The organism is Streptomyces sp. NPDC042638, from assembly GCF_040647235.1.
Classification (GTDB): Bacteria; Actinomycetota; Actinomycetes; order Streptomycetales; family Streptomycetaceae; genus Streptomyces; species Streptomyces rameus.
This window is the reverse complement of sequence record NZ_JBEZBT010000044.1, coordinates 35766-62055: the sequence shown is the minus strand read 5'-3', so window position 1 is coordinate 62055 and position 26290 is coordinate 35766. Positions and strand designations below refer to the sequence as shown.

At 72.7% G+C, this 26290-nt stretch carries 23 protein-coding genes; 8 read left to right on the top strand and 15 right to left on the bottom strand.

Translation table 11 applies throughout. The features are described 5' to 3' along the window. Positions 1-80: 80 nt before the first annotated feature. Entirely contained in the window at positions 81-803 is a 723-nt protein-coding gene (locus AB0B40_RS28535; protein ID WP_362266295.1) for an FAD binding domain-containing protein, read from the bottom strand. A gap of 389 nt (positions 804-1192) precedes the next feature. Further along, positions 1193-1816: a helix-turn-helix domain-containing protein gene (locus AB0B40_RS28530; protein ID WP_362266293.1), complete on the bottom strand. Its 624-nt coding sequence runs from the start codon at positions 1814-1816 to the stop codon at positions 1193-1195. Positions 1817-1902: 86 nt separating this feature from the next. Here AB0B40_RS28530 and AB0B40_RS28525 point away from each other — a divergent pair, with 86 nt between their 5' ends. Further along, positions 1903-2826, top strand: a complete 924-nt coding sequence (locus AB0B40_RS28525) for an SDR family oxidoreductase (RefSeq protein WP_345059332.1) — start codon at positions 1903-1905, stop codon at positions 2824-2826. 78 nt (positions 2827-2904) lie between these two features. Here the strand turns inward: AB0B40_RS28525 and AB0B40_RS28520 are convergent, their stop codons facing one another. Beyond that, positions 2905-5097, bottom strand: coding sequence for an MMPL family transporter (locus tag AB0B40_RS28520; RefSeq protein WP_362266291.1), 2193 nt, complete (start codon positions 5095-5097; stop codon positions 2905-2907). A gap of 324 nt (positions 5098-5421) precedes the next feature. Here AB0B40_RS28520 and AB0B40_RS28515 point away from each other — a divergent pair, with 324 nt between their 5' ends. Then, the gene (locus AB0B40_RS28515; RefSeq protein ID WP_362266290.1) at positions 5422-6243 is read left to right on the top strand and encodes a DUF1684 domain-containing protein; all 822 of its coding nucleotides are present in this window, start codon (positions 5422-5424) and stop codon (positions 6241-6243) included. 298 nt (positions 6244-6541) lie between these two features. On the opposite strand, the gene AB0B40_RS28510 is transcribed toward AB0B40_RS28515, so the two are convergent. The 3 genes from AB0B40_RS28510 to AB0B40_RS28500 form a co-directional block, all read right to left on the bottom strand. Next, positions 6542-7204, bottom strand: a complete 663-nt coding sequence (locus tag AB0B40_RS28510; RefSeq protein ID WP_362266288.1) for a ScbR family autoregulator-binding transcription factor — start codon at positions 7202-7204, stop codon at positions 6542-6544. A 175-nt stretch (positions 7205-7379) separates the two neighbouring features. Next, positions 7380-8387 carry a HEAT repeat domain-containing protein gene (locus AB0B40_RS28505; protein ID WP_345059325.1) on the bottom strand — a complete coding sequence of 336 codons (1008 nt, stop codon included), beginning with the start codon at positions 8385-8387 and terminating at the stop codon, positions 7380-7382. 3 nt (positions 8388-8390) lie between these two features. After that, positions 8391-9062 carry a HEAT repeat domain-containing protein gene (locus AB0B40_RS28500; protein ID WP_362266285.1) on the bottom strand — a complete coding sequence of 224 codons (672 nt, stop codon included), beginning with the start codon at positions 9060-9062 and terminating at the stop codon, positions 8391-8393. A gap of 255 nt (positions 9063-9317) precedes the next feature. Here AB0B40_RS28500 and AB0B40_RS28495 point away from each other — a divergent pair, with 255 nt between their 5' ends. Further along, on the top strand, positions 9318-10097 hold the full coding sequence (locus AB0B40_RS28495; RefSeq protein ID WP_362266283.1) for a DUF1206 domain-containing protein: 780 nt from the start codon (positions 9318-9320) through the stop codon (positions 10095-10097). A 24-nt stretch (positions 10098-10121) separates the two neighbouring features. Here the strand turns inward: AB0B40_RS28495 and AB0B40_RS28490 are convergent, their stop codons facing one another. After that, positions 10122-11840, bottom strand: a complete 1719-nt coding sequence (locus AB0B40_RS28490) for an LCP family protein (protein WP_362266281.1) — start codon at positions 11838-11840, stop codon at positions 10122-10124. A gap of 185 nt (positions 11841-12025) precedes the next feature. Continuing rightward, complete coding sequence (locus AB0B40_RS28485; protein ID WP_362266279.1) at positions 12026-12961, bottom strand: urea transporter; 936 nt, start codon at positions 12959-12961, stop codon at positions 12026-12028. A 307-nt stretch (positions 12962-13268) separates the two neighbouring features. Between AB0B40_RS28485 and AB0B40_RS28480 the strand changes: the two genes are divergently transcribed. Beyond that, positions 13269-13640 (top strand): STAS domain-containing protein, encoded by a 372-nt coding sequence (locus tag AB0B40_RS28480; RefSeq protein ID WP_345059314.1) that lies wholly within the window; start codon positions 13269-13271, stop codon positions 13638-13640. A gap of 16 nt (positions 13641-13656) precedes the next feature. On the opposite strand, the gene AB0B40_RS28475 is transcribed toward AB0B40_RS28480, so the two are convergent. Beyond that, positions 13657-13800: a hypothetical protein gene (locus AB0B40_RS28475; protein WP_345059313.1), complete on the bottom strand. Its 144-nt coding sequence runs from the start codon at positions 13798-13800 to the stop codon at positions 13657-13659. Between the two features lie 157 nt (positions 13801-13957). Between AB0B40_RS28475 and AB0B40_RS28470 the strand changes: the two genes are divergently transcribed. Next, positions 13958-14440, top strand: a complete 483-nt coding sequence (locus AB0B40_RS28470) for a GreA/GreB family elongation factor (RefSeq protein ID WP_345059311.1) — start codon at positions 13958-13960, stop codon at positions 14438-14440. A gap of 47 nt (positions 14441-14487) precedes the next feature. On the opposite strand, the gene AB0B40_RS28465 is transcribed toward AB0B40_RS28470, so the two are convergent. The 5 genes from AB0B40_RS28465 to AB0B40_RS28445 form a co-directional block, all read right to left on the bottom strand. Then, a complete protein-coding gene (locus tag AB0B40_RS28465) occupies positions 14488-17031 on the bottom strand; it encodes an ATP-dependent Clp protease ATP-binding subunit (RefSeq protein ID WP_362266277.1) in 2544 nt (847 codons plus the stop codon). Between the two features lie 109 nt (positions 17032-17140). Continuing rightward, positions 17141-18103 (bottom strand): Dyp-type peroxidase, encoded by a 963-nt coding sequence (locus tag AB0B40_RS28460; RefSeq protein WP_362266275.1) that lies wholly within the window; start codon positions 18101-18103, stop codon positions 17141-17143. Positions 18104-18436: 333 nt separating this feature from the next. Next, a complete protein-coding gene (locus AB0B40_RS28455) occupies positions 18437-18805 on the bottom strand; it encodes an NUDIX domain-containing protein (RefSeq protein ID WP_345059304.1) in 369 nt (122 codons plus the stop codon). 116 nt (positions 18806-18921) lie between these two features. Continuing rightward, positions 18922-19803, bottom strand: coding sequence for a diacylglycerol kinase family protein (locus AB0B40_RS28450; protein ID WP_362266273.1), 882 nt, complete (start codon positions 19801-19803; stop codon positions 18922-18924). A 33-nt stretch (positions 19804-19836) separates the two neighbouring features. Next, positions 19837-21429, bottom strand: coding sequence for an FAD-binding oxidoreductase (locus tag AB0B40_RS28445; protein WP_362266271.1), 1593 nt, complete (start codon positions 21427-21429; stop codon positions 19837-19839). 106 nt (positions 21430-21535) lie between these two features. Here AB0B40_RS28445 and AB0B40_RS28440 point away from each other — a divergent pair, with 106 nt between their 5' ends. The 3 genes from AB0B40_RS28440 to AB0B40_RS28430 all read left to right on the top strand — a co-directional run bounded on the left by AB0B40_RS28440 (position 21536) and on the right by AB0B40_RS28430 (position 24550). Further along, positions 21536-22135, top strand: a complete 600-nt coding sequence (locus tag AB0B40_RS28440) for a TetR/AcrR family transcriptional regulator (protein WP_345059298.1) — start codon at positions 21536-21538, stop codon at positions 22133-22135. Further along, complete coding sequence (locus tag AB0B40_RS28435; protein WP_362266269.1) at positions 22132-23715, top strand: glycerol-3-phosphate dehydrogenase/oxidase; 1584 nt, start codon at positions 22132-22134, stop codon at positions 23713-23715. The genes AB0B40_RS28440 and AB0B40_RS28435 overlap by 4 nt, the downstream gene beginning before the upstream one ends. A 112-nt stretch (positions 23716-23827) precedes the next feature. Next, positions 23828-24550, top strand: a complete 723-nt coding sequence (locus AB0B40_RS28430; RefSeq protein ID WP_345059294.1) for a peptidase E — start codon at positions 23828-23830, stop codon at positions 24548-24550. A gap of 70 nt (positions 24551-24620) precedes the next feature. Here AB0B40_RS28430 and AB0B40_RS28425 read toward each other — a convergent pair whose 3' ends face one another. Beyond that, positions 24621-26072: a WGR domain-containing protein gene (locus tag AB0B40_RS28425; protein ID WP_345059292.1), complete on the bottom strand. Its 1452-nt coding sequence runs from the start codon at positions 26070-26072 to the stop codon at positions 24621-24623. Between the last annotated feature and the right edge of the window lie 218 nt (positions 26073-26290).

Here is a 26290-nt window from a genome sequence, read left to right as displayed (position 1 = left end):
GTCAGGCTCGAGCAGCAGAGCAGCGGCTGACCAGCTTCTTTGCGAAGACGGCAAAGGACCGGACGGCCCAGGTCCCCTCCTCAGTGCGCGCCGCGGCCCTCCAGCAGGCCGGCGACTTGCGGGCGCACGACGTCCCAGGCGGCGGCCGGCAGATCGCCGAGGGCCGTGCCGCGCAGGGCGCCGAGGGTCTCCTCGGCGTCGGTGCCACACAGCGTGGTGCCGCTGAGCACGTCGTAGCCGTCCCGTACGGCGACGCGCAGGCGGTCCCGCGTCCCGTCCCCGGCGTGCAGGGCCGAGGCCACCACGAGGGGCGGCTCCCCGCCCGCCGCGCCGGGAAGCTTGCGGTACGCCGAGGCGATCGGCGCGCTCCAGCGCAGGCCGAGCAGCAGGGGTCGCTTGGCGACCACCTCGGCCAGGTCCGCCTCGCGAACGCCGTCCGGCTCCAGGACCGTCGCCCGGGCATCCAGGACGAGTGCGGGGGGCAGCAGGCAGCGCAGCGTGCTGCCGACGAGGTTGCCGCCGACCGTCGCCGCCCGCCGCACGGCGCCGGTGCCCACCGTGGCCGCGGCCAGCCGCAGGACGTCCGGCACCTGCCCGCCGATCCGGTGCAGGACCACGGCGCTGCCGACGGTCTCCCTCCCCATGACGTTGGCCTCAGGCAACTCTCTTAGGGTGACGGCGAGTTGGGGGAAACCGTCGCGTTGCCAGGTCGCCCAGACGAGCGTCGCCCCGCCTATGGGTACGGCCCCCTCCGCGAGACACTCCTGGGCTTCCGGCACGGACGTGGGCAGACGCAACAGCACGGCGGCCGACCTGCCTTCCTGGGGTTCGGGACGATGGGCCGGCGGCCCCGGGCCACCTGCCCGCCGACGCCGCAGTCTTGTCGCGCGGAAGGGGGCGCGTCCAGGGCTCACACGAGCATGCGACGCGCGCCTCGGCACCGGGCCCGACAGGGCAGCACCGCGGGCGAGACCCCCGCGGCGGGCCGTGCGGGTGCGCGGGCTCGCAGCAGATGGAGATCCGTCCCAGGCACACATGCCCCGACCGTCGGACGCCCACTTCCCGACCGCCGGACGCACATGCCCCGACCGTCGGACGCCCACGTCCCGACCGCAGGACGCACATGCCCCGGCCGCTCACCGTGCCCTGCACGCCTACGCCTTCGACCGCCCCACCGGCAGCATCCGACGGTTCACGGGGTCCCGGACGCCTGGCTGCCGGCACCGGTCCGCGGATGCTCCGGGGCGCATCGGCCGCCCGCGGCCACGGCCTTGAACTCGGTCAGGGCTTCCCGGACCAGCTGGGCCATGTCCCGTTCCTCGGAAGCCCCGATCCAGCGTTCGAAGCCGACCTTGAAGACGGCCACTGCGGCCTCGGCGGCCAGGCTCGCGGCCGGCTCCGCCACGCCGCGGCCGCGCAGGGTCTCGGCCAGGGCGGCCGACAGGGAGGCGAGCTTGATCAGCTCGCGCTCCTGGAGTTCCGCGTTGGCCGTGATCACGGCGTGGCGCGTGCGCGCGTACGCCCACCGGTCGGCGAAGGCCTCGGCGACCGCGTCGAGTCCGAGCGCCAGCGCGTCGATCGGCGCCGCGTTGTCCGGCGCGCCGGCGACCTCCCGCACGAACAGTTCCTGCAGGTCGACGGCGCCCGAGAACAGCACCTCGCGCTTGTCGGCGTAGTGCCGGAAGAAGGTCCGCTCGGTCAGCCCGGCCTGCTTGGCGATCTCCGCCACGGTGGTCTGTTCGTACCCGCGCTCGCTGTAGAGCTGCAACGCCGCTGCCGCCAGGCGCCCGCGCGCGTCCGGCTCCCATCTGCCCATGCGGAGATCTTACGTGATGACAGTTACTGACATCGGGTGCTACGGTCGATGACAGTGACTGACATCGAGAGTCTGGGGTTTCTCCCATGCGCATCTTCGTGACCGGAGCGTCCGGCTGGATCGGCTCCGCCCTCGTGCCCGACCTCCTCGAGGCGGGACACCACGTCCTCGGACTGGCCCGTTCCGACGCCTCCGCCGACGCGCTCGCCGCCGCCGGGGCCGAGGTCGTCCGCGGCACCACCGACGACCTCGACGTCCTGCGGGACGCGGCCGCCGCCGCGGACGGCGTGATCCACCTCGCCTTCAACCACGACCGGGCCTTCGGCGGGGACTTCCAGGGGGCGGCCGAGGCCGACCGTCGTGCCGTCGACGCCCTGGGTGACGCCCTCGCCGGCACCGGCCGGCCCTTCGTGCTGGCCTCCGGGCTGGCCGGTCTCACGCCCGGACGGGTGGCGACCGAGCGCGACAAGCCCGCGACCGGCGGCTCGCCCGTGACGATCCGGGCGGTCACCGCGGAGGCGGCGCTCGCACTCGCCTCGCGCGGCGTCCGCTCCTCAGTCGTGCGGCTCTCCCCGACCTGCCACGGCGACGGGGACAACGGTTTCATGACGGCCCTGGTCGGCATCGCCCGCGCGAAGGGCGTCTCGGGTTACATCGGCGACGGCGCCAACCGCTGGCCGGCCGTGCACCGCCTCGACGCCGCCCGGCTGTTCCGCCTGGCGGCCGAGAAGGCTCCCGCCGGGTCGGTGCTGCACGGCGTCGCGGAGGAGGGCGTCGAGATCCGGGACGTCGCCGAGGTGATCGGCCGGCACCTCGACGTACCGGTGGCATCCGTGGCGCCCGCGGCCGCGGCCGAGCACTTCGGCTGGCTCGGGGAATTCCTCGCACTGGACGTCGCCGCGTCGAGCACGCTGACCCGCGAACTGCTGGACTGGGCACCGGTCCAGCCCGGTCTGCTCGCGGACCTCGACAAGGGTCACTACTTCCAGAGCCGCACCGCCACCGGCTGAGGACAAGGGGGGCGGAAATGGAAGAAGTCCTGCCGGGCCACAGGGCCCGGCAGGACTCGTCGGTCGGTCCGGCTGCCGCTAGCCGCGGCGGCCGGCGGGATCGTGGGCGTCGTCCCGGTCCGCATCGCTGCGGTGCGGTCCGGAGCCCGCGATGCCGGTGCCCGCGCCGGCGGCCTGCGCCTTCACCCGGTCCCCGTGGCCCGGCCACCAGGCGGCGTGGCCGATCAGGGCCGTGAGGCTCGGGGTGAAGAACATCGCCATGACGAACGCGGCCACCGCGATGCCGAAGGAGACCGCGAAGCCCATCTCGGTGAGCAGCGCGTTGCCCGCCAGCATCATCGTCGCGAAGGTCGCCGCCAGGATGAAGCCCGCCGCTGCCACGGTCGGCCCGGCGTGCCGGAGCGCCATGCCGGCGGCCTCGCGCGGATCCCGGCCCTCGCGGGCCTCCTCACGCAGCCGCGCGATCATGAGGATGTTGTAGTCGGTGCCGATCGCGACCACGAAGAGATACATGATCACCGGCAGCATGAACATCAGGCCGGAGTGCCCCTGGCCGTCCTGGAAGATCCAAACGGTGGCACCGAGGGTGGCACCGAAGCCGAGACCCACCGAGGCCATCAGGTACCAGGGGGCGACCACACTGCGCAGCAGCAGGCCCAGGATGACCATGATCAGGACCGCGGCCACGGGGAAGACCGTCTTGTAGTCGTGGTTGACCGCCGCGTTGATGTCCTTGAAGATCGAGGACATACCGCCGACGAGCGCCTCGGTGCCGGCGGGTGCCGACGAGTGCGCGACGTCACGGACCCGGCCCACGGCGTCGAGCGCCTTGTCCGTCGACGCCTCGTACTTGAGCGTGACGGTGAAGTCCGCGGTGGTGCCGTCCTTGTTCAGCTGGGCCATGCGCGCGCTCGCGACGCCGTCCACCGCACCGAGCTTCCGCGCGTACGCGTCGAAGGCCGACTTGTCCAGCGGCTTGCCGTCGACACTGGACAGGTACACGTCGGTCGGTGCCGCGGCACCCGCCGAGTACGCCTTCTGGATCTCGTCCTGGACGACCATGGACTCCTTGGTCTTGGGCATGGAGCCCGACGCCAGGTCGAACGTGGCCTTGTAGCCGAAGGTGCCGAGCGACAGGACGAGCAGGATGAGCCCGGAGACCACGGCGGTGAGCGCCGGGCGGCGCTGGACGCCCCGGCCGAGCGCGGCGAAGCGGGCGTTCTCCGGCTCCTTCTGCCAGGACTTCGAGGGCCAGAAGACCTTGGGACCGATGAGCGAGACCACGGCGGGGATCAGGGTCAGGCCCGCGATCAGGGTCGCGCCGACCGCGATGGCGAGCGCCGGTCCCATCTGCTTCAGGAAGCCGAGCGTGGACAGCACCAGCGCGAGGAACGCGATGATGACCGCTCCCGCCGCCGAGGCGATGGCCTCGCCGACCCGGTCGACCGCGTTGATCATGGCCTGCTTGGGATCGTCTCCCGCACGCAGACTTTCGCGGTAGCGGAATATCAGGAACAGGAAGTAGTCGGTGCCGACACCGAAGAGCACGACGATCAGGATCGACGAGATCGAGCTGTTGGCCTGGAGGTTGAACAGCTTGGTGGCGTAGGCGATCAGGCCGTTGGCGACGGCGGACACCAGACCGATCAGCAGCAGGGGCAGCACGGCGAGGATCGGGGCCCGGAAGATGATCAGCAGCGTCACCAGGATGATGGCGAAGGTTCCGATACCGATCAACGCCTGGCCGCGCTTGGACGAGTCCTGCTGGTCGAGCGCCTGCGCGGCGGAACCGCCGAGCTTCACGTCGAGGGATGTGCCCCTGGCCAGTTTCTTGGCCTCTTCACGCAACGCCTTCGCCGCGTCGGCCTGTTTGGGCTGACCGGCGTTCTTGCTGTCCATCTGCACCAGGGTCATGGCGTACCTGCCGTCCTTGGACGGCTGGCCGGGGACGACCTTCTGGACCTGGTCGATGTGCTTCTTGCCCAGTTCGGAGGTGATCCGGGCGACGTCCTTCTGGTCGGCGGCGGTCAGCTTGCCGCCGTCGGTGCGCTGGTAGAGCGCGATCGCGGACGGGGTGAAGGCGCTGGGGAACGCCCTCTCCTGGAGGTCCGCCGCTTTGATGGACTCATAACTCTTGGGTAGAAAACTGCTTTCGTCACTGTTCGAGGGCAGGCTCGGAGCGGTGGCGACAATCGCCACCGCGGCAATCAGCCACGCCACAATCGTCCACACGGGATGACGGACGACGGCGCTGCCTATTCGTCGGAACATGCGGAGGGTCCTCCTGGGAAGGAAGATCACCGCAGCCCGGGGAGCGGTCCCTGGCATCGGCGACCCCGACCGGCACGCGTCGAACGGACCGGTCGCATGGTTGTCTTGGCCTCACATCCTAGTGACCGCGCGGCGCAACCTCCCACGGGTTATGCCCGGTGTCGGCACCGCGGACAAACCTCCCCATAGCGCACGGCGATCACGATTCCGGCAGGTGAACGACTCGCGGACAGGTGGCGTCCGGCGGCCGGGATGAACCGCGCGGGCACGGGCGTTGAGGGAAGCACGGGACACGACACACAGCGCCGTACCGAGGGAGCTGACATGAACGTCCAGGACATCGACCGGGCGCGCTTCGTCGAGGAGTGGAAGGAGTGGCACCGGGCCAAGGAGGAGACGCTGGCCGGACCGCACGGCTTCCTGGCCATCACGGGCCTGCACTGGCTGAGCCCCGAACCGGCGCGTTTCGAGGATGCTCCCGGCTCCTGGTCCGTCACCGCCGACGGAGTGGTGGTCGAACTGGCCGAGGGCGAGGAGCTGACCGTGGACGGCGCGGTGGTGCGCGGCCGGTACGGCTTCGGGATCGTCCCCGAACGGGACAGCCGCTACGCCGACTGGGGCGACGCCCGGCTCGAGGTGGCCCGGCGCGGCGGCCACGACATCCTGCGGCCCCGCCACCCGGACAGCACGCTGCGCACCTCCTTCCGCCGCACGCCCGCCTACGCCCCGGACCCGCGCTGGGTCGTCACCGCACGTTTCCTGCCCTTCGAGGAGCCGCGGCCGGTCACGGTCGGCGCGGCGGTGGAGGGACTGGAGCACGTCTACGACTCCCCCGGCCAGGTCGAGTTCGAGCTGGCGGGCGTTCGGCACCGCCTCACCGCGTTCAACGGCAAGGAGCCCGGTGGCCTCATGGTGCTGTTCACCGACAGCACCTCGGGCGTGACGACGTACGCCGCCAACCGCTCCCTGCAGACCGCCGCGCCCGGCCCCGGAGGCACGGTGACGCTCGACTTCAACCGGGCCGGGAACCTGCCGTGCGCCTACACCGACCTGGCGACCTGTCCTCTGCCGCCCGCCGGGAACCATCTGCCGGTCGCGATCGAGGCCGGCGAGCGGATCCCGCTGGAGCGCGGCGGACAGCCCTGACCTGAGCCGGCATCAGCCGGCCACCGGGTCCGCACCCGACCGGGCCGCGCCCGACCGGGCCGCGCCGCTCGTCTTCCCCCGTTCCGCTGCGGAAGTTCCTCGCGGACCCGAGCCGGCCCAGTCCGCGGACCCGCGTACGACGTGAGCCCAATCCGCGGACCCGCGTACCACGTGAGGTGCGGCCCTCTCCGGAAACCGTCCCGGCGGTTCGGTTCACGAGGACGAGGCGGCCGGCGCGCCCGGTCCACGCACCGCCCCGGACGCGGCGCGGCACGGGAACCGGGCGCAGCGCCCGGTGTCAGCCGGGGACGCAGGCGAGGGCCGCAGACCGGTGCTGGGCCTCGGCGATCACACGGGTGCCCAGATCGGGCGCGGTGTCCAGCCGGAAGAGGACGGCCGGGGCAGCGATGGCGGGGAGGATGTGGTCGTAGAGCGCCGACGTCCGGTCGTCCAGGTCGGACCAGCCCGCCACGGCCTGCGAGACGAACTGCACCCCGATCCAGGCGCCGAGGAAGACCTGTGCGGTCTCCTCGGGCACCACGTGCGGGAGTACCTCACCGCGCTGCTTGGCCTCTGCGAGGACGCACGAGGTCAGCCGGCCCCAGGCCGGCCAGGCGCTGTCGGGCGCGTCGCGGCCCTGGAGGTCGGCGTAGAGCCGGACGCCGGCGAGCAGCAGGGGTTCGCGGGGCAGACGCTTGGCCAGGGTCATGCCGGCGTCCACCCACTCCTGCAGCTTCAGTTCCCGGGGAAGGTGGTACCCGGTCCGTAACTGTTCCTGGAGCACACCCCGGGCGAGGTCCGCCTTGGAGTCGAAGTGGAAGTACAGGGCGCCCTTGGTCACGCCGGCTCGTCCGAGGATCTCGGCGATGGTGGCCGCCGCGTATCCGCGCTCCGCGAAGACGGCCGCGGCGGCTTCCAGAACAGCGCGTCGGGTCCGGACAGCTCGTTCCTGCTGAGCCACGAACCCTCCCGCAAGCTGAAAATTAAACCAACCAGCTCGTACCATACCGTACGGAAAGTCAACTGAGCGGCCCAGTAGGGCAGTTCACGCGACTTGGCACATGCGGCCGACAAGGGACACCCGGCCGGGAAGAGCGGGCCGCAACACGTCGGCGACGACCGGCGTCAGGAGGGACTCACTGTCGTGCGTCGCGCAGCTTCAGGAGGTACCTCGCGGTGAGCGCGACGGCCCGGTCCTCGTCATGGGACAGCTCCGCCAGGGCACGTGAGGTGGTGCTTCCCGGGATGTCCGCGAGCGCCTGCGTCAGCCGTCGGCGTGCGGACGTTCCGACGTCGCCCCGGGCGAGGCAGCCGACGAGCCCGGTGGCGATCTGCTCCGCCAGCGCGGGATCACGCGCCAGCGTGCTCAGCGCGTCGGCTGCGTCGGTGTCGTTCCTCCCCTCGACGATCACGTCGATGAGCGCCGGGACCGCGTCGGCCGCTCCACGTGCTCCGAGCGCCAGGGCCGCGTACCTGCGGACCACGGTGTCGGGGTGCGTGAGGGCGCCCTGCAGCAGTGCTGTCGCCTCGCGGTTCGCAATCTCGGCGAGGGACTGTACGGCACGCTCGCGCACCTCGGCCGCGGGTGAGCGGAGCCCCTCGGCCAGCAGTGCCGGCCCCTCCTCGCCGGATTGCGCCAGAGCCCACCGAAGGGCACCGGCGACGTTCGGTTCCGGCTCGCTCAGCACGGCCTCGACCAGTGCTTCCACCGGCACGGAGACTTCCTCGACCGCGGACAGGGCCGCGCGCTGCCGCGCTCCCGCGCTCTTCGACCCCAGCGCCTGCAGGAGCGCGACGGTCTGCAGGACGTCCTCCCAGCCGGCGGGTTCCGCCGCACCGATCCGGCACAGTCGCGTGAGCAGCTCCGTCTCCGCCGCGATGCGGTCCCGTGTCCGGCGGATGAGGCCGTCGACCAGTTCCGCGGGCGCGAAGCCGGGGTCGTCGAGTGCGCGTCCGACGTCGCGCAGCGACAGTCCCAACGACCGCAGGCTCTCGATGTGGAAGATTCGCCGGATGTCCTCGCGGGAGTACTCCCGGTAGCCGGAGCCGGTACGCCCCGTGGGCCGCACCAGACCGAGCGATTCGTAATGTCTGAGCATGCGGGCGCTGACCCCGGAGCGTCGCGCGACATCACCGATCAACAACGCCTACTGCCCCTTCCGGCCGGCCCCGTCCAGGGCGACGACACGCTTCGCCTCCTCGATCGCGAACTCGAATCCGGCATCCGGGTCGCGCCACAGCCGTTCCGTGGCGACCGCGTGCGCGCGCACCCCAGGATCGGGATCCGTCGTCGCGGTGCCCAGGACCGGCAACATCACCTCCCCGAGCGCGATCAGCGCCCGGCTCAGGCTCAGCTGCGTCTCGCGTTCACCGCGCCCGAGCTGTGCCGCCAACAGTACGGCCAGCCCGTGCTCGGAACCTTCGGGCACGAGTACGACCGCTGCCCGCCAGGCGCTCCGGGCCACCTCGTCGTCGGGGTCGGACAGCAGCGCCGGTGTGATCGCCGGCCATGCCTGCCGGTCCCCGATCTTGGACAGTGTGTGCAACGCCTGGCTCCGTGCCTGCGCGCGCTCCGAGCGGGCTTCGGCGAGCAGCACCGGGAGCGTCCTCGCCACCGGGTGGCGGGTGAGTGCCCACGTCAGCGTCTCGCGCACGGAGAAGTCGGGTTCGATCGCGCATCGCTCGACGAGCTTGGCGACGAACCCCGCGTCCGGGGTCGTGCCGACCGCCAGCGCTGCCTGCAGCCGGACCGACGAGCTGGTGTGCTCCAGCCCCCGGAGAACGCGTGTGATGTGCGTGTCCTCTTCCGCCATGGTCATCGGGACCACCTCCTCGCCACAGTGAAGGCCTTGTCACGGTGTCAAGGTCAAGCGGGGATGACGACCTACGCGCACGGAGCGGGATCCGGTTGCGGTGAAACCGGTGCGCCGGGTGGGTGTCTGCACGGGCGGTGCCACGGAACAGCCGCGAGGAGGTGTCGGAGCCGGTGGCGGGGGCACCGGCCCTGTATGGATGCACGGTCATGGGCACTGCGCGGACGAGGCCGGGCGCACCGGGCGGCGGACAGTACGGCGATGTCCGTGGCCGCCCGGTCGGGCTTCGCGGCGCGCGGGCTGATCTACGTACTCGTGGGCGTCATCGCCCTGCAGATCGCCTTCGGCGGTGCCGGCGGCGGTCACCAGGCCGACCGCGGCGGTGCCCTGGACGAACTGGCCGGCAAGCCGTTCGGGTCGGCGATGCTGTGGATCGTGGGCATCGGCCTGGCCGGGATGGCGCTGTGGCGGCTGTCGGAGGCGGTGTTCGGCGGGGCGGGCCCCGACGGCTCGAAACTGTCCCGGCGGGCGGCCGCCCTGTTCCGTTTCGTCTTCTACTGTTTCGTATCGTACTCCGTGCTCGCGTACGCGGCCGGGGACCGGGGCAGCGGCAGCGGTTCGTCCGACCGGCACACCGACGATGTCACCGCCCGGGTGCTCGACTGGCCCGGCGGCCAGTGGCTGGTCGGGGCCGCGGGCGTCGGCGTGCTGATCGCCGGGGTGTGGATGGCGGTGCGGGCCGTACTGAAGAAGTTCCGCGAGGATCTGCGGATCGGTGCCATGTCGGCCAGGACCCGGCGCGTCGTCGACTTCCTCGGGGTCACCGGCGGTGCGGCCCGCGGTGTCGTCTTCGCCGCGGCCGGTGTGTTCGCCCTCGTCGCGGCCGTCCGGCACCAGCCGGGGGAAGCCAGGGGCATGGACGACACCCTGCGCGGGTTCCGGGACCTGCCGGCCGGACCCTGGCTGCTCGCCCTGGTCGCGCTCGGCCTGGCCGCGTTCGGTCTCTTCTCCTGGTGCGTCGCGCGCTGGCGCAAGCTCTGAGGCCGGCCGCCCGACAGCCCGTGCTCAGGCGTCGGAGTCGGGCTTGCTCCGCGCCGCCGCGTACGCCTGTGCCGGTGTCATGGGGACGCCGTCGAGCGTGACCGTCTTGTAGGGGCTCACCTTGGCGCAGGTCTTGGCCTGGTCGGCGGTGGAGGCGTGGGCCTGGGAGACGGCGGCCCTGGTGTCGGCGGGCGAGGCGGTGGACGCGGCGGGGTAGCTGCTTCCGCTGGGCCAGTCGCTGCCGACCAGCAGGGTCAGGCCGCTGCCGGTGCCCTGCTTCAGGCGGGAGGCGGGAAGGCCGAGCGCCTTGGCGACCGTCCGGGCCGCGGGCAGCTGTCCGGTGCCGTAGGTGAGGGCGGTGGCCGTCGCGAGGCTGGGGGCGTTGACCGTGGTGGCGGAGCCGAAGCCCTGGCCGGTGAGCGCGCTCGCGACGACGGAGGCGCGGCCGGTGATGCCGGTGCCGTTCTCCACCGTCACCGCGATGCCGGACGGGGGCGCGGCGGAAGCCGTGACGGTGGCCTTCGCGGTGGCCTTGGCGGTCCCGGAGGCCGCCGCCGACTTCTTGCCGGATCCGGTGGTCAGGGACTGGTCGTCGGCGATGGTGGCGAACAGGGTCTTCGCGCCCGGGCCCACCACCACACGGTCGCCGTCGGCCGGGTCGGGCGCGGTCTGCATCGTCGCGAAGGTGATCCGTCCGGTGGGGACCTTGTTCACGTCGTCCGCCAGCGCGATCAGCTTCTTCACGCTGCCCAGGCCGTCGTCCACGGTCAGCGCCTTGGTGGCGGCGTCGGCGAGCCGGTAGACCGCGGTGGGGTCGGTGAGCGTGCCGGCGCTCTTGAACTTGCGGATCATGGCGCTGAGGAAGATGTGCTGCGAGACCGTACGGCCCAGATCGCTGCCGTCGCCGAAGCCGTGCCGGGACCGGACGAACTCCAGGGCCGCGACGCCCTTGAGGGTGTGGGTGCCCTTGGACAGTTTCAGGTGGGAGTAGGTGTCGTAGACGTCGTCGCTGACGCACACGGAAACGCCGCCGACCGCGTCGGACATCTTGACGACGCCGGAGAAGTCGAGCTTGACGAAGTGGTCGACGGGGATGCCGGTGAGCTGGTGGACGGTGGCCACCTGGCAGGCGGGCCCGTACTGCAGCGCGCTGTTGATCTGGCCGTAGTAGCCGGCGGTGGACCGGCCGGACTCACCGTCCTTGCAGGCCGGGACCTTGGTCATGGTGTCGCGGGGGATGCTCATCACGGTGGCGTTGGAGCGGTCCGCCGATATGTGCAGCACCATCTGCACGTCCGCGTTGCTGCCGGTCTGCACACCGGTCGTGGAGCAGCCGCCGCCGAGCTTGCAGTCCGTCTCGCTGGTACGGCCGTCCGATCCCATGACCAGGATGTTGATGGGAGTGCGCCCGAAGGCGTCGGCCTTCTCCGTGCCGCCCTTGCCGTCCAGCGCGAGGCTGTGGATGTTGCCGTCCAGGTGCTGGTAGAACCACCAGCCCGCGCCCGCGGTGACCACGACGAGGCCGGACAGGCACATCGCGGCGGTCCTCAGCAGTCTCCTGGCACGGCCCGTCGGCCGGGTCCGGCTGGTCCGCTTCCCGCCGCGCGTACGCGAGGCCACCCGCGCGGCGGCCCGGCCGCCCGGCGGACGCGCCTCGTCCGGCTCGGCCGTGCGCTGCTCGGGCACACGCGTGCCGCGGCTGCGTATGGCCTGTCCGGCCGGACCGTCCCACGGGTCGCTCATATCCCACTCCCCCTGAACGGTCGGGCCTGCGTGACATCTGATGCGGTAGCTGCGCAATCTAACAAACACGTGACCCGAACAGCCCAGATCCACACTCGACTCACAGGTGAGGCAGGTCATCACCGTGCCGCGCAGCCGGACGGCAGGGCAGCGGGAGTCTACGTGTCCTTCCTGAGAACCCCCTCTTACGCGGCCGGGACGGGGATGCGGCCGGTCAGCCGGGGGAAGGAGCGGGCCGCGGTCAGGAAGCCCAGCGTCGTCAGCACGAACGGCCAGGTGAACGCGTGGCCGCCGGACGGGGCGAGCAGATGGGCGACGGCCGGTGTCACCGCGGTCGCGGTCACGGCGCCCAGCAGCGCGTACAGCAGCGTGGCCGGCGCCGCGGCCAGGAACACGCCGCACAGGGCGAGGGCGACGAGCACGGCGTTGTAGCCCATCGTGCCGTCGGCGATCCGGGCTGTCGGCGCGCCGAGCGCCCAGGCGGTCAGGACGCCCGTGGCGCTGCCGGCACAGGCCACGAGCCCCGCCACCCCGCTCGCCAGGAAGAGACCCGCGAGCAGCAGCGCGCCCACGTACCACTCGTCCAGGAAGAAGACCTGGGAGACGTTGCGGAAGAACGCCCGCCACAGGTCACCCGGGCGCGGCGCGGTCGGACCGGACGCGGCGCGGGGCAGCGCGGCGAGGCTGTCGCCGTGCGGCCAGAGCCGCCGGAAGCCGGGGGCGGCGACCGTGACCGCGCTCGCCAGCAGGCAGTACGGCAGGGTCAGCGGCGGCAGGTGCCACACGCGCAGCAGCCGGACCACGGCCGCCGTGGCGACCGCGGCCACGGCGCAGCCCACGACGGCGAGCAGTGCCGTCGACAGCCGGTCCACGCCCAGGAACACCGCGAAACACAGGGCCAGCAGGCAGGAGTTGAAGCCCTCCAGTCCCTGCTCCACCCGTTGGCGGGGCACATGCAGCAGCCGTGCGGTGCCGCTGCCGAGGGTGGCGCCGCCCAGGGCGTAGACGCCGTACCGCCAGTCCGCCGTCGCCAGCGCGGCGCAGAAGACGGCGCCCGTCCGCGCGTCGGCCAGGAACATCACCTGGGCCGGGCCGCGCAGCAGTGGCCGTCCGAAGTGCACCGCGCCCACCGCGTGTCCCCGACGCCACCACCGGGCACCGTCCGACCGTCGCACGCCCGCCCCCTCACCCACGCGAAGCCCCCACCGTGTTCCACAGTGCGACATGCATTTTCCGGCATACGATACTCGCTTGTCGAGGTCGCGTACCGTTCAGGGCTCCTCGGGGAGGCGGGCCGACTGGCGGCGGCGGACGATGCCGCGGGGATCCGGCTCCTCCCTGCCGTACCGCATCGTCGGCGCGATTCGGGGCAGCCTCCCGGTGGGGGAAGGCCAGGGACCGGCGAGCGTGGACGAAGGACGCGTGGGCGTGGCAGACAGCGCAGGCATGATCGATGAGGCGGAACCGGGTCGGCTGTCGGTCACCCGCGCCACCGTCGACGGGGTCACCGTCGTCACGGTGACCGGCGAGGTGGACCACCACACCTCGGGCGTCCTGCGCGACGCCCTCGCGCCCGCGGACCCCGTTCCCGCGGGGCGGACCGTCGCGGACCTCAGCGGCGTGCCGTTCATGGACTCCAGCGGCATCAACGCCCTCATCGCCGGCCATCAGGCGCACGGTCCGGCGGGCTGGCTGCGCCTCGCGGGCGTGCAGAGGTCCGTCCTGCGCACCCTGGAGATCGTCGGCCTCACCCCTCTCCTCGCCTGCTATCCCAGCGTCGGCGACGCACTGGAGGGCTGAGGGGCTGCCGCCCGGGTCAGGACTGCGGGCGCTTGCCGTGGTTGGCCGCGTGCTTGCGGCGCGACTTCTTCTTCCGGCGTCGCTTCGACGACATGGACACCTCCCTGCACAGTCGCGGACGAAGCGTCGACAGCGTCCGCACATCCGGCAATATGGACATACGCACACTATCCCCGCACCACCCTCCGCTCCACCGCAAGCCACGAGCGCAAGTGGTCAGCTTATGATGCGAAATGCCGGATTCTTCGTCTCGGTCCGGCTGCCGCTCCCCGCTCTCCCCGCTCGCTCGCCCGCTTGACGCAGAGGAGGCAGACACCATGACCGGTGATCCGGAGCCGATCGGCGCGCAGGCCCGCCGCGCGCTGGAGCAGGAACTGGCCGATCTGCGGGACGAGCGCCGGCTGGTCGCCGGGACGCTCCACGACTCCCCCTCGGTGGGCGACCAGGCCGACCAGGCCGACGAGTTGCGCCGCGCCGACCAACTGGACCGCCTCGACCGCCGGATCGAGGACATCACCACCCGGCTGCGCCAGGCGCGGACGGCCGGGCCCGCCCCCACCGATCAGGTCGGCGTGGGCAGCACGGTCACCGTGCGCTTCCCGGACGGTTCGGTGGAGACGCTCCAGGTCGCGGAGGTCGCCGAGGCACTGGACCAGACGCTGGTCACCGCCGACAGCCCGCTCGGCCACGCGCTGCTCGGACACCGGCCGGGGGACACCGTGCGCTACGGCACTCCGGACGGCCCGGCGACGGCGGTCGTGGAGTCGATCGGCGAGGGTCCCGCCCCCGCCTCCTCGTGACGGGAGTGCTGCCCCGTGACAGCGCGGGTCCCGCTCAGGCGGCGGCCTCAGGTCGCGGCCGGTGTCCCGGCGCCGGACGGTGCTCCGGCGTCCGACGACGCGCCCGGATCGTTCTTGCGCACCCAGCAGTGCAGCGTGTCGTTCTGTACGTCCGCGACGATGGTGTCGCCCGGATCGGCCTCGCCGCTGAGCAGGAGGGTGGCGATGCGGTTGTCCAGTTCCGCCTGGATGGTGCGGCGCAGCGGCCGTGCGCCGAACTCCGGCTGGTGACCGTGGGCGATGAGCAGCTTCTTGGCGGCCTCGGTGACCTCCAGGCCCAGGCCCTGGGCGCGCACCCGGTGCTTGCTCCGGTCCAGCAGATGGTCCACGATGCGGCTCAGGTCGTCCTCGGTCAGGCCGTGGAAGATGATGATGTCGTCGATCCGGTTGAGGAACTCCGGCAGGAACCGGGTGCGCAGGTCGTCCATCAACTCGTCCTTGAGTCCGGACACATCGCCCTTGTGCTCCAGGATGCGGTGCGCGCCGATGTTGGACGTCATGATGACGACGCAGTGCCGGAAGTCGACGGTGCGGCCCTGGGCGTCGGTCAGCCGTCCGTCGTCCAGGATCTGCAGCAGCGTGTTGAAGACGTCGGGGTGGGCCTTCTCCACCTCGTCGAAGAGCACCACGCTGTAGGGCTGCCGGCGGACCTTCTCGGTGAGCTGGCCCGCCTCCTCGTAGCCGACATAGCCGGGAGGCGCTCCGACCAGTCGGGAGACGGTGTGCTTCTCCTGGAACTCGCTCATGTCGAAGCGGATCATGCGGTCCTCGCTGCCGAACAGCAGGGCGGCGAGGGTCTTGGCGAGTTCGGTCTTGCCGACGCCGGTCGGGCCGAGGAAGAGGAACGACCCCACGGGGCGGTTCGGGTCGCCCATGCCGGCGCGGTTGCGGCGTACGGCCTGGGAGACCGCGGTGACCGCCTCGTCCTGGCCGACGATCCTCGCGTGCATCTCCTCCTCCAGCCGCAGGAGTTTCTCCTTCTCGCCCGCGGTGAGCTGGGAGACCGGGATGCCGGTGCGGCGGGAGACGACGTCGGCGATGTCGTCGGCCGTGACGGAGACGACACCCTCGCGGCGTTCCTCGATGCCGGCGAGTTCGCCCTCCACCTCGGCGATCTGCCGCTTCAGTTCCGAGGCCTTCTCGAAGTCCTCCGCCCCGACGGCCTGTTCGAGTTCCCGGCGCAGCTTGGCGATACGGTCCTCACGGCTGACGATCTCGGTGGAGCGGCCCGCGCCGCGCAGTCGTACCCGGGCTCCGGCCTGGTCCAGCACGTCGATCGCCTTGTCGGGCAGGAAGCGGTCGCTGATGTACCGGTCGGACAGCTCGGCCGCGGCCACCAACGCCGCGTCGTCGAAGCGGACCTGGTGGTGTGCCTCGTAGGTGTCGCGCAGACCTTCCAGGATCAGCACCGTCTCCTCGACGGTGGGCTCCGGGACCATCACCGGCTGGAAGCGGCGCTCCAGGGCGGCGTCCTTCTCGATGTACTTGCGGTACTCGTCGATGGTCGTGGCGCCCACGACGTGGAGTTCCCCGCGCGCGAGGGCGGGCTTGAGCATGTTGCCCGCGTCCATGGAGCCCTCACCCGTGGCACCGGCACCGACGACCGTGTGCAGTTCGTCGATGAAGAGGATGATGTCGCCGCCGGCCGTCTGGACGTCCTCGATGACCTTCTTCAGCCGCTCCTCGAACTGCCCCCGGTACTGGGCCCCGGCCACCATGCCCGACAGGTCCAGCGAGACGACCCGCTTGTCCTTCAGCGTGTCGGGGACCTCGCCGGCCACGATGCGCTGGGCGAGCCCCTCCACGATGGCGGTCTTGCCCACGCCGGGCTCCCCGATCAGCACGGGGTTGTTCTTGGTGCGCCGCGAGAGGATCTCGACGGTCTGCTCGATCTCTCCGCCACGCCCGACCACCGGGTCGAGTCTGCCCGCCCTGGCCTCCTCGGTCAGGTCGCGGCCGAACTCGTCCAGTGTCGTGGCAGGCTGCTTCCGCTCGGCGGGAGCGTTCTCCGCGCGCGCCGCCGCCTGTTCCGCGAGACCGGCCAGGCGCTTGGTGTCCAGGCCCTCGGCCCGCAGCATCCGGGCCGCGCCCGTGTCGCTGTCGCCGACCAGGGCGCTGAGAATGTGCTCGGGACCGATGTAGGACGCGCCGGCCGCCTGGGACCGGGCGTAGGCGGCGCCGAGCGTTCGTTTGGCCGCGGGGGTCAGGCCGGGTTGTGCGGAGGGCTCGCCGGACTCGCGGGGCAGGACCTTGGCCAGCTCGGCGGCGAGCACGTCGGGGTCCACGCCGACCTGGGAGAGCAGCCGGCGCGAGGGGTCGACCTGGGTGGCCGCCCAGAGCAGGTGTTCGGTGTCGAGGTCGGAGGTGCCGTCCTCCGCGGCCCGGTGGGCGGCCAGGTTGAGCAGCTCCTGCGCCGACTCGGTCAGCAGGCGGCCGATGGGTACGCGCTGCACCGCGGGGGGCGAGGAGGCGGGTGACATACCGAAAAAACGATTCAGCAGCTCGCTGAAGGGGTCTGACGAACCGAACGGTGCACCGAACGACATCGACATGACAGCTCCTGGCGCGCGAGGGGTCGGCGATCCCCGTGAGGGAGTCCCCGGGAAAAAGCCGGGCAGCACGAAAGGCGGCTGGGGCCGGGGGCCCGCGAGGGGTCCTTCATCACTCAACCCCCGTGCGGACGGCACCGCAAGCCGAGGGGGAGGGCGGGAGATCGTCGAGAAAGGTCAGGGTCGGCACGTGGAAGAGGCAGCCCGTGACCGCCACGGAGAAGTCGAGGATCCGGTCGTGCTGCCCCGGGCTGCGTCCCAGGAACATGTTCCGCAGCATCTCCTCCGTCACGTCCGGGGTACGGGCGTAACCGATGAAGTAGGTACCGAACTCCCCTTTCCCGACAGTGCCGAACGGCATGTTCTCCCGCACGATCTTGCGCTCGTCCCCTTTCTCGTCGGTGATGGTGTTGAGCGCGACATGGGAATCGGCGGGCTTCACGTCGTCGGGCAGTTCGATGTTGGCCAGCTTGGTACGCCCGATGACCTTTTCCTGGACCTCGGTCGGCAGAGCGTCCCAGGCCGTCAGGTCGTGCAGGTATTTCTGGACCGTCACGTAGCTGCCGCCGGCGAATTCCGGGTCCTCGTCCCCGATGAGAACGGCGTCGGCCGCCGGCTGCCGTTCGGGATTTTCGCTGCCGTCCACGAAGCCGAGCAGATCGCGCTCGTCGAAGAACTTGAAGCCGTGCACTTCGTCGACCACCGTGGCCGCGCCGTGCAGACGGTCTCCCAGCCGCCGGGCCAGTTCGAAGCAGAGGTCCATGCGCTGGGAACGGACGTGGAAGAGGATGTCGCCGGGGGTGCCGGGAGCCCGGTGACGGGGTCCCGTCAGGGGGACGAAGGGGTGCAGATCCCGTGGCCGGGGCCCGCTGAACAGCCGGTCCCAGGCCGCCGAGCCGATGCCGACGACGCAGCTCAGCTCCTCGGCCGGTTCACGGAAGGCGACCGATCGGCGCAGGCCGGAGACGTCCTCCAGCAGTTCCCGGACCCGCTCCTCGCCCCCGGGCGCGATCGTGACCACGAGGAACACGGCGGCCCTGGGCGGTACAGCGACGACGGGCTGGGGCTCGGACACAGCGCATCCGCCTCCTGAGGTGTCTTCCGCACCAGCATCGCGCGCCTCCGCCCGCTCGGCAGGTCGAACGACCCCGGGGGCGGCACGCTCAGCTGTGGTCCGCGCGGAGCCCTGACCGGCCCGGGGTGCGCTCGTACGGCGGCTCGGAAGGCCGGGGGACGCCGTACCGTACGGGCGCCGTGCCGGGCCCGTACGGTACGGCGTCGCGGTCGGTGGCACCGCACGGCGCAGGTGATGTCCGTGTCGACCGTCGGCCGTGACGGGGGCACGAGCGGGACCGGCGGCTGCCGCGTCCACCGCGGTCGGCCGAGTCCGCTCGGGCCGTCCGCCGGTTCACACCGGTGTGTGGCCCTGAAGGTACTGGCGCACGCCGGCCGGCAACGGCGTGCCGGCGGTCTCCGCGATCGGTGCCCAGCGCAGTCGTTCCGGCGCGAAGCGGCCCCCGTCGGAGGGGGACTCGCTCAGCAGCTGGCACACCACGGCCGTCTCCCCCGCCGCTTCCCGCGGTCGCAGTGGCTCCGTGCCGTCGACGAGGTAGCCGGTGACCTCGTAGACGACGCGCGCCGCGGCGGCCGTGGCCGTCTCGGCCGGTTGCGGGGTGCCCGAGGGCAGTCCCCAGCCGTCCCCCTCCGGTACCAGCAGCAGCCGCCCGTCGTACACGACGACCGCCCGTATCACGCCCTCGGCCTGCTCCAGCGTCATCGGCCCGTCACCCCTCCCAGGAACCTCCTGGTGCCTACCCAGGGGTGAGCCGGTGATGCGCCGTGAGGCGGTGGCAGACGCCACGGCTTCGCGCGTCGGCGGGAGTTCACGCGGGGTCAGTACAGCACCGGCAGGTCGCCGGGCCGTACCCGCACGATGACCGGGAGGGTGGCGTCCACCTCGCCGTCGGCGCCGTAGGGGACGGGCCGGTCGGCCTCGATGCGCAGTTCCCGGCCGCGCAGGACGCGCACTTCGGGGCGGCGGACGTGGGCACCGGTCTTCAGCTCGTTCATCAGGGTGAAGAACAGCCGGCGCGGGGCCTCGCGGATCAGCACGACGTCCAGCAGCCCGTCGTCGACGCGCGCGCCGGGGGCGATGAGCCGGCCGGAGCCGTAGTAGGGGGAGTTGGCGGCGACGACGGTGTAGCCGCGGTGGAGGTGTTCCTCGCCGTCGACGGTGACGCGGTAGTCGGCCGGCCGCCAGCCGGTGACGGCGCGCAGACCGCCGGCGTAGTAGGAGGCGGCGCCGCGCAGCAGGCGGGCGTTGTTGGCGTGCCGGTTGGCCACCGCGTCGACGCCGGCGTACACGCTGCCCAGCACCACGGTGCGCGGGTGGACGGCCGACTCCACCTCGATGGTGTCGACGGGCCGTGGCTCGGCGTGCAGCAGGATGTCCGCCAGCGCGTCGGGGTCGGCGGGCAGGCCCAGTGCGCGGGCGAAGTCGTTGCCCCGCCCGGCGGGTACGAGACCGAGGGCGGTGCCGGTGCCGCTGAGCGCGCCGCCGATGCCGCCGGCGATGCCGTCGCCGCCCACGGCCAGGACGATCCGGCCGCGCTCGCCGGCCTTGCGGGCGATGTCCTGGGCGTGGGCGAGGCTGTGGCTGTACTCGGTCTCCAGCCCGGCGCCGGCCCCGCGCAGCAGCCGGGCCAGCTGGAGCAGGGTCGCCGCCCCGGTCGAGCCGCCCGCTGTGGGGTTGACGACGGCGGTGAAGTGGCGCATCGGTGTGCCTCCGGCAGGCGGTGGGATCAGGGGTCAGTCGGTGGGCAGCAGGACGCCGGGGTTGAGGAGCCCCTCGGGGTCCAGGCGGTCCTTGACGGCGCGCAGGGCCGCGATCCCGAGCGGGCCGGCCTCGCGGACGTACCAGTCGCGGTGGTCGGTGCCGACCCCGTGGTGGTGGGAGATGGTGCCGCCGGCGGCCAGCACCGCCTCGTTGGCCGCGTGCTTGGCGGGCGTCCAGTGGGCCACCGGGTCCTCACCCTGGGCGCTGACGACGGTGAAGTAGAGGGAGGCGCCGTTCTCGTACACGTGGGAGATGTGGCACATGACCAGGGGCGGGGTGCCGGCCTGGGTGAGGGCGTCCGTCAGGGCGGTGCGGACGGCCGTGTACAGGTCGGGGATGCGGGACCAGAAGGCCGCGGTCTCCAGCGTCTCGGCGAAGGCGCCCACGTCGAGCAGCGCGTCGCGCAGGTAGGGCGCGGAGTAGCGGCCGTGCGCCCAGCGTTCACCCGGTTCGGTGCCGGCCAGGGTGCCGCCGCACTCCGTCAGCACCGCCGCCGCCCGCTCCCGGCGGTGCGCGGTGTCCTCGGCCGTACCCTCGTATCCGGTGATGGCCAGGCAGCCTGCGCCGCCCTCCGCCAGGCCGGCGCCGATCGCGTCGGGCTGGGCGAGGCCGATGAGTGTCTCGGTCTCGTCGGACAGGCGCAGCACGGTCGGCCGGGGACCGTCCTGGGCGAGCCGGCGCAGTGCGGCGGCGCCCTCCTCGAAGGAGGCGAACCGCCAGCCCTCGTACACCCGCGCCTCGGGCAGCGGGCGGATCCGTACGGTGACGGAGGTGATGACGCCGAAGGCGCCCTCGGAGCCGAGGATCAGCTGGCGCAGGTCCGGTCCGGCGGCGGAGCGGGGGGCCCGGCCGGTCCGGAGGGTGCCCTCGGGGGTGGCGACGGTCAGACCGAGCACCATCTCGTCGAAGCGGCCGTATCCGGCGGACGCCTGTCCGCTGGAGCGGGCGGCGGCGAAGCCGCCGATGGTGGCCCACTCGAAGGACTGGGGGAAGTGGCCGAGGGTGTAGCCCCGTTCGGCGAGGAGGGCTTCGGCCTCGGGTGCGCGCAGGCCGGGCTGGAGGACGGCGGTGCGGGAGACGGGGTCGAGGTCGAGCAGACCGCTCATGCGGCGCAGGTCCAGGGCGACGAACGCGCCGCGCTGCGGGGCGAGTCCGCCCACCACCGAGGTGCCGCCGCCGAAGGGGACGACGGCCAGCCCGTGCGCGGCGCAGACGCGCAGGACGGCGAGGACCTCGTCGTGGCCGCCGGGCAGGACGACGGCCTGGGGGACGTCGCTGAAGTCGGCGGCGCGGATGCGCAGCAGGTCCGGGGTGGACTTGCCGCGGGTGTGCCGGACGCGGCTCTCCGCGTCCGTGCGGACGTGCTCGTCCCCGCCGACGGCTTCGGCGAGCGCCTCCAGTGCGGCGGGGTCGGCCGCGCCGCCGGGAAGGCGGATGTCCTCCAGGCCGGGCGTGGGCGTGCTGTGCGGCTTGACGCCGAGCAGGTCGCGCAGCAGCCCGGTCACCGTCTCGGGCAGCGGTGCCGCCTTCGCCGGGTCGCCCCAGCCGTTCCACAGCATGTCCATTGAACGGTCGTCCTCACAGGTCGGTGTGCTCGGTTCGCGCGGCTCGGCTGCCGTCTCGGGGGCCGTACCGCTTCCGTCCCGACCCCAGGGCGTTACACTGTGACACATGACGCCTATTCGTCACAACGGTTCGGACAGCGATTCCGTGCTCGACGCGGCACGCGACTGTGTGCTCGCCGTCGGGGTACGGCGCACCACGCTCGCCGACGTCGCCCGCCGCGCCGGTGTCTCCCGGATGACGCTCTACCGGCGCTGGCCGGACCTGCAGACCCTGGTGGGCGATCTGATGACCCGGGAGTGGGTCGACGTGGCCACCCGGGCCATACCGGAACCCGCGCCCGGTGTCGGCACGCGCACCCGGATCGTGAACGGGCTGGTCGCCGGGGTCGAGGCCTTCCGGTCGCATCCGCTCTTCCGCAAGATCGTCGACGTCGACCCGGAACTGCTCCTGCCGTACGTGCTCGACCGGCGCGGCGCGAGCCAGGAGGCGCTGCTGGCGCTGCTCGGCGACGCGTTGCGCGAGGGCCACACGGACGGGTCCGTACGGCCCGGCCACACCGAACGGCAGGCACGAGCCCTGCTGTTGACCGTGCAGTCCTTCACCCTGTCCCTGCGCACGATGACCGACGAGGACGATCCGGAGCTGGACTCCGGCGCGTTCCTCGGCGAGCTGCGCACCCTTCTGGAGAGGACCCTGACGCCATGAGCCACACCGAGGCCGCGCCCGGCTCGTCCCTCAGCGCACACCGGCGCGGCCGGGAACTGGCCGAGGCCACGGACGGCCGGGTGGCCGACGTCCTGGTCGTCGGGCTCGGCGCCACGGGCGCCGGGGCCGCGCTGGACGCGGCGGCCCGCGGACTGGACGTCGTCGCGGTGGACGCCCACGACCTGGCCTTCGGCACCTCCCGCTGGAGCTCGAAGCTGATCCACGGCGGGCTGCGCTACCTCGCCTCCGCGCAGTTCGACGTCGCCCACGAGAGCGCCGTCGAACGCGGTGTGCTGATGACCCGTACGGCACCGCACCTGGTGGCCGCCCAGCCGTTCGTACTGCCGCTGACCCCGCTGGTGTCCCGGGCCCAGGCCTCGCTGGCCTGGGCCGGGTTCCGGGCCGGGGACATGCTGCGACTGGCGGCCCGCACCCCGCGCCAGGTCCTGCCCGCTCCGCGCCGGCTGTCGGCGACGGAGGCCCGGCACCTGGCGCCCGCGGTCCGCGCGTCCGGGCTGCGCGGCGGGCTGCTGTCCTGGGACGGCAAGGTGACCGACGACGCCCGCCTGGTCACTGCCCTGGCCCGGACGGCCGCCGCCCACGGCGCCCGGGTCCTGACCCGGGTACGGGCACTGGAGCTGACCGGTTCGGGCGCCCGGATCCGCGACGAACTCACCGGCGAGGAGGGCGAGATCAGGGCACGCGCCGTGATCAACGCCACCGGGGTGTGGGCGGGCGCCCTCGCCGACGGCATCCGGATCCGCCCGTCGCGCGGCACCCATCTGGTCCTGCGTTCGGAACGGCTCGGCGCCCTGCCGGCCGGAGTGCACGTGCCGGTCCCCGGGGAGACCAACCGCTTCGTCCTGGTCCTGCCGCAAGGGGACGGCCGGGTCTACGTCGGGCTCACCGACGAGCCGGTCGACGGCCCCGTCCCGGACGTGCCCGAGGTCCCCGAGACGGACATCGGCTTCCTGCTGGACGTGCTCGGATCGGTCCTGGACATCCCCGTGTCCCGGGACGAGGTGGCCGGCGCCTTCGCCGGGCTGCGCCCGCTGCTGGACACCTCCGCGCACGACGGCCGGGCCGTCGGGCCGGTGCGCACCTCCGACGTCTCGCGCCGGCACGCCGTGCTGACCTCGCCGGACGGTGTCACCACCGTGGTCGGCGGCAAGCTCACCACCTACCGGCGCATGGCCCAGGACGCCGTGGACGCCGCCGCCGGGGCAAGGGGGCTGCGCACCGGCCCCTCCCCCACCGCCGCGCTGCCGCTGGTCGGCGCCGCCGCCCCCGAACGGCTGCGCGCACTGCCCGTGCCCCGCCGGCTGGTCCGCCGCTACGGCACCGAGGCCGTGGCGGTGCACGCACTCGCGGCCGAGGACCCCACCCTGGCCGAGCCGGTACTGGCCGGCCACCCCGTCACCCGGGCCGAACTCCTGTGGGCGCTGCGGCACGAGGGGGCGCTGGACGAGTCCGACCTCCTGGACCGCCGCACCCGGATCGGCCTGGTACCCCAGGACCGCACCGAGGTGCTTCCCGTCGCACGGGAGATCCTGGAGCGGACGGCGACCGCGCGCCCCTGACCGGCTGCGGGGCGCCGCCGGCCGCAGGGGCGGGTATTCGATTGCGGCGGGCTCACCGTCCCGGGATCCTTCAGCACATCCCGCTCCGCCCGTCCGCTGAAGGAGGCAGTACGTGGTGACTGTTCCCGCCCGTCGTCTGGTGCTCCTCGGGGGAGGTTTCTCCACGGACGAGGACGGGCTCCTGGACGACTGGCTGCTCGCCCGCGCACGCGGCCCCCGCCCCAGGGTGTGCTTCCTGCCCACGGCGAGCGGTGACGCCCCCGGCTACGTCGACCGGTTCCTGGACGCCTTCCGGCCCCGCCACTGCGAGCCCGCCGTACTGCCGTTGTTCCGACGGGAACTGGACGACGACGCGCTGCGCGCGTTCCTGCTCGCGCAGGACGTGGTGTACGTCGGCGGCGGCAACACCGCGAACCTGCTGGCCGTCTGGCGGGTGCACGGGGTCGACCGGCTGCTGCGTGAGGCGTACGACCGGGGGACACTGCTGTGCGGGATCAGTGCCGGTGCCAACTGCTGGGCCGGCGCCTCGCACACAGACTCCTTCGGTCCGCTCGCGGTCCTGCGGGACGGGCTGGGCCTGCTGCCCGGGTCGGTGTGCCCGCACTACGACAGCGAACCGGGCCGTCGCCCCTCCTACCGGCGGGCCGTGGCCACCGGTGCGCTGCCCGCGGGCTGGGCGCTGGAGGACGGCGTGGGCACGCTGTTCACGGACGGGCGGCTCCAGGAGGCGGTGGCCCGGCGGCCGGGGGCCCGGCTGTACCGGGTGGAGCCGGACGGCCGGGGCACCGCCGACGAGAGGGCCGTGCCCTGCCGCCCGCTCGGTACGACGGCGTGAGCGGGCGTGAGCGGGGCCGAGCGGGCGTAGGCCAGTGGGCGGGTGAGGCGGTGAGGCAGGTGACGCGGCGTCAGAGCAGGCGCCTGATGTCGCCGCGGACCCGGTAGAAGCCGCCCGCCGCCGGGTGCAGGGCGTCGACGACGTACCGGGCGCCGGGCCGGCGTATCGCGCGGGGGAACTGGACGTTCCAGGAGGTGTCGTAGCCGTCGGACAGCACGTGCACGCGCAGCCGGCCGGCCTCCTGGACGCACTCCACCACCACCGCTCCGGCGGGCGCCTGGGTGACCGTGGCCATCGCGTCCACGGCCGTGGCCGGAGCGTACGTCGGCAGGGCGGCGGCGAGTTTGACGTCCCGCGCCACCGGGACCGTGCCCTGCCGGGCCGCGGCGACGGCCGCCTCGCTCGCGTCCACGCACACCAGCGAACCGTCGGTGGTGACCAGGTACAGCCGCCCGTCCCGGTACTGCATGGACAGGGCCGAGCCGCTGCCCGTGCCCAGCTTCCACAGCCGCCTGCCGTCCCGGTCGAAGCAGTAGACGGAGGAGGCCGCGTCGCCGGCGAAGACGAACCGGCCGCCGGGTGAGGTGGCGCACGCGTACACCGCGCTGTCGCACGTGTACGTGGCCTCGATGACGCCGGTGGCCTTCGACAGCCGCTGGACCACTCGGTGCGCGGTGCCCGCGTACACCGCGTCCTGCTCCTGCCAGCCGAACAGCACGCCGCCCTTGGTGGGGGTGTGCCACAGCTCGCCGCCGCCGTCGGGCGCGTAGGCGGTGACGCCCCGGTGGTGGCCGTGGTAGACGGCCCGGTCGTCGGCACGGACCATCCAGGCGTGTTCGCCGGGGCTGCGGCGGGACCACTGGTGTTCGTCCTCGTGGTCGATGACGGTGAGCCGGCCGTCGCGGTCCGAGACGTCGAGGACGCCCTCGTGGATGTCCAGCCAGAAGATGTCGACGTCGGCGGCGATGTCGTAGGCGGCGAAGGGGAGCTTGGAGGAGAGGTCGTAGACCTTGCCGTCGTCGCACCCGGCGTAGATCCAGAAATCGTCCGCGACCAGGCACTTCACGCCGTCGGGCAGGCCGAAGTGGGCCAGGACGGCGCCCTCGTGGTCCAGCGTGTAGACGTCACCGGCCTGGTTGCCCACCCAGCAGCGGTCGTCGTCCACATGGATGCCGAACGCGGCGGAGCCGGTGCGGAACCGCCACAGCACCGGTGCCACGGCACGGGCGGTGGAGGGTGCCGAGCTTACCTGACGGCGGGTCACCGCACGGGGCGCACGCTGCCCCCGGACCGCGGGCGCGTACCCCTTGCGAACCTTCTCGCCCACCTTCTTCGCCGCGGCGGCCCGGGCCTTCTCCGCGCTAGGGAACGTCGTCGTCTGCGTCTGCCCGTCGGCGCCGATCCTGCCGTACCGCACCGTCACCACCTGGCCGTCGACGGTCACTTCGTAGAACTTGTGGGCGCCGCCGCCCTCCTGCGACAGCTCCAGATACGTCGTCGACCCCGCGGATGCCGTGGACATGACAGACCCCTCCCCCATCGGACCCGCGGCCGTTCCGGCGGGTCCTCGACTGCTCTTCACCGTAGGGGCACCCACTGACAATCGCGCCGGGACGGGGACCGGCCCGGCGGGGGCCGCTCGGGGGGACGGCCTGACGCCTTCACCCGCCCGGACCGCGTCCTCGCGCGGCCGCGGGACCGGACGGAGGACGAGGGCCCGCATCCGTCAGGACTGTCCCT

Bases quoted from the DNA above. Each gene is read 5' to 3' on its own strand.
- AB0B40_RS28530 (WP_362266293.1), bottom strand. From the start codon at position 1,816: ATGGGCAGATGGGAGCCGGACGCGCGCGGGCGCCTGGCGGCAGCGGCG.
- AB0B40_RS28525 (WP_345059332.1), top strand. From the start codon at position 1,903: ATGCGCATCTTCGTGACCGGAGCGTCCGGCTGGATCGGCTCCGCCCTC.
- AB0B40_RS28520 (WP_362266291.1), bottom strand. From the start codon at position 5,097: ATGTTCCGACGAATAGGCAGCGCCGTCGTCCGTCATCCCGTGTGGACG.
- AB0B40_RS28515 (WP_362266290.1), top strand. From the start codon at position 5,422: ATGAACGTCCAGGACATCGACCGGGCGCGCTTCGTCGAGGAGTGGAAG.
- AB0B40_RS28500 (WP_362266285.1), bottom strand. From the start codon at position 9,062: ATGACCATGGCGGAAGAGGACACGCACATCACACGCGTTCTCCGGGGG.
- AB0B40_RS28495 (WP_362266283.1), top strand. From the start codon at position 9,318: ATGTCCGTGGCCGCCCGGTCGGGCTTCGCGGCGCGCGGGCTGATCTAC.
- AB0B40_RS28490 (WP_362266281.1), bottom strand. From the start codon at position 11,840: ATGAGCGACCCGTGGGACGGTCCGGCCGGACAGGCCATACGCAGCCGC.
- AB0B40_RS28475 (WP_345059313.1), bottom strand. From the start codon at position 13,800: ATGTCCATATTGCCGGATGTGCGGACGCTGTCGACGCTTCGTCCGCGA.
- AB0B40_RS28470 (WP_345059311.1), top strand. From the start codon at position 13,958: ATGACCGGTGATCCGGAGCCGATCGGCGCGCAGGCCCGCCGCGCGCTG.
- AB0B40_RS28465 (WP_362266277.1), bottom strand. From the start codon at position 17,031: ATGTCGATGTCGTTCGGTGCACCGTTCGGTTCGTCAGACCCCTTCAGC.
- AB0B40_RS28455 (WP_345059304.1), bottom strand. From the start codon at position 18,805: ATGACGCTGGAGCAGGCCGAGGGCGTGATACGGGCGGTCGTCGTGTAC.
- AB0B40_RS28450 (WP_362266273.1), bottom strand. From the start codon at position 19,803: ATGCGCCACTTCACCGCCGTCGTCAACCCCACAGCGGGCGGCTCGACC.
- AB0B40_RS28445 (WP_362266271.1), bottom strand. From the start codon at position 21,429: ATGGACATGCTGTGGAACGGCTGGGGCGACCCGGCGAAGGCGGCACCG.
- AB0B40_RS28440 (WP_345059298.1), top strand. From the start codon at position 21,536: ATGACGCCTATTCGTCACAACGGTTCGGACAGCGATTCCGTGCTCGAC.
- AB0B40_RS28435 (WP_362266269.1), top strand. From the start codon at position 22,132: ATGAGCCACACCGAGGCCGCGCCCGGCTCGTCCCTCAGCGCACACCGG.
- AB0B40_RS28425 (WP_345059292.1), bottom strand. From the start codon at position 26,072: ATGTCCACGGCATCCGCGGGGTCGACGACGTATCTGGAGCTGTCGCAG.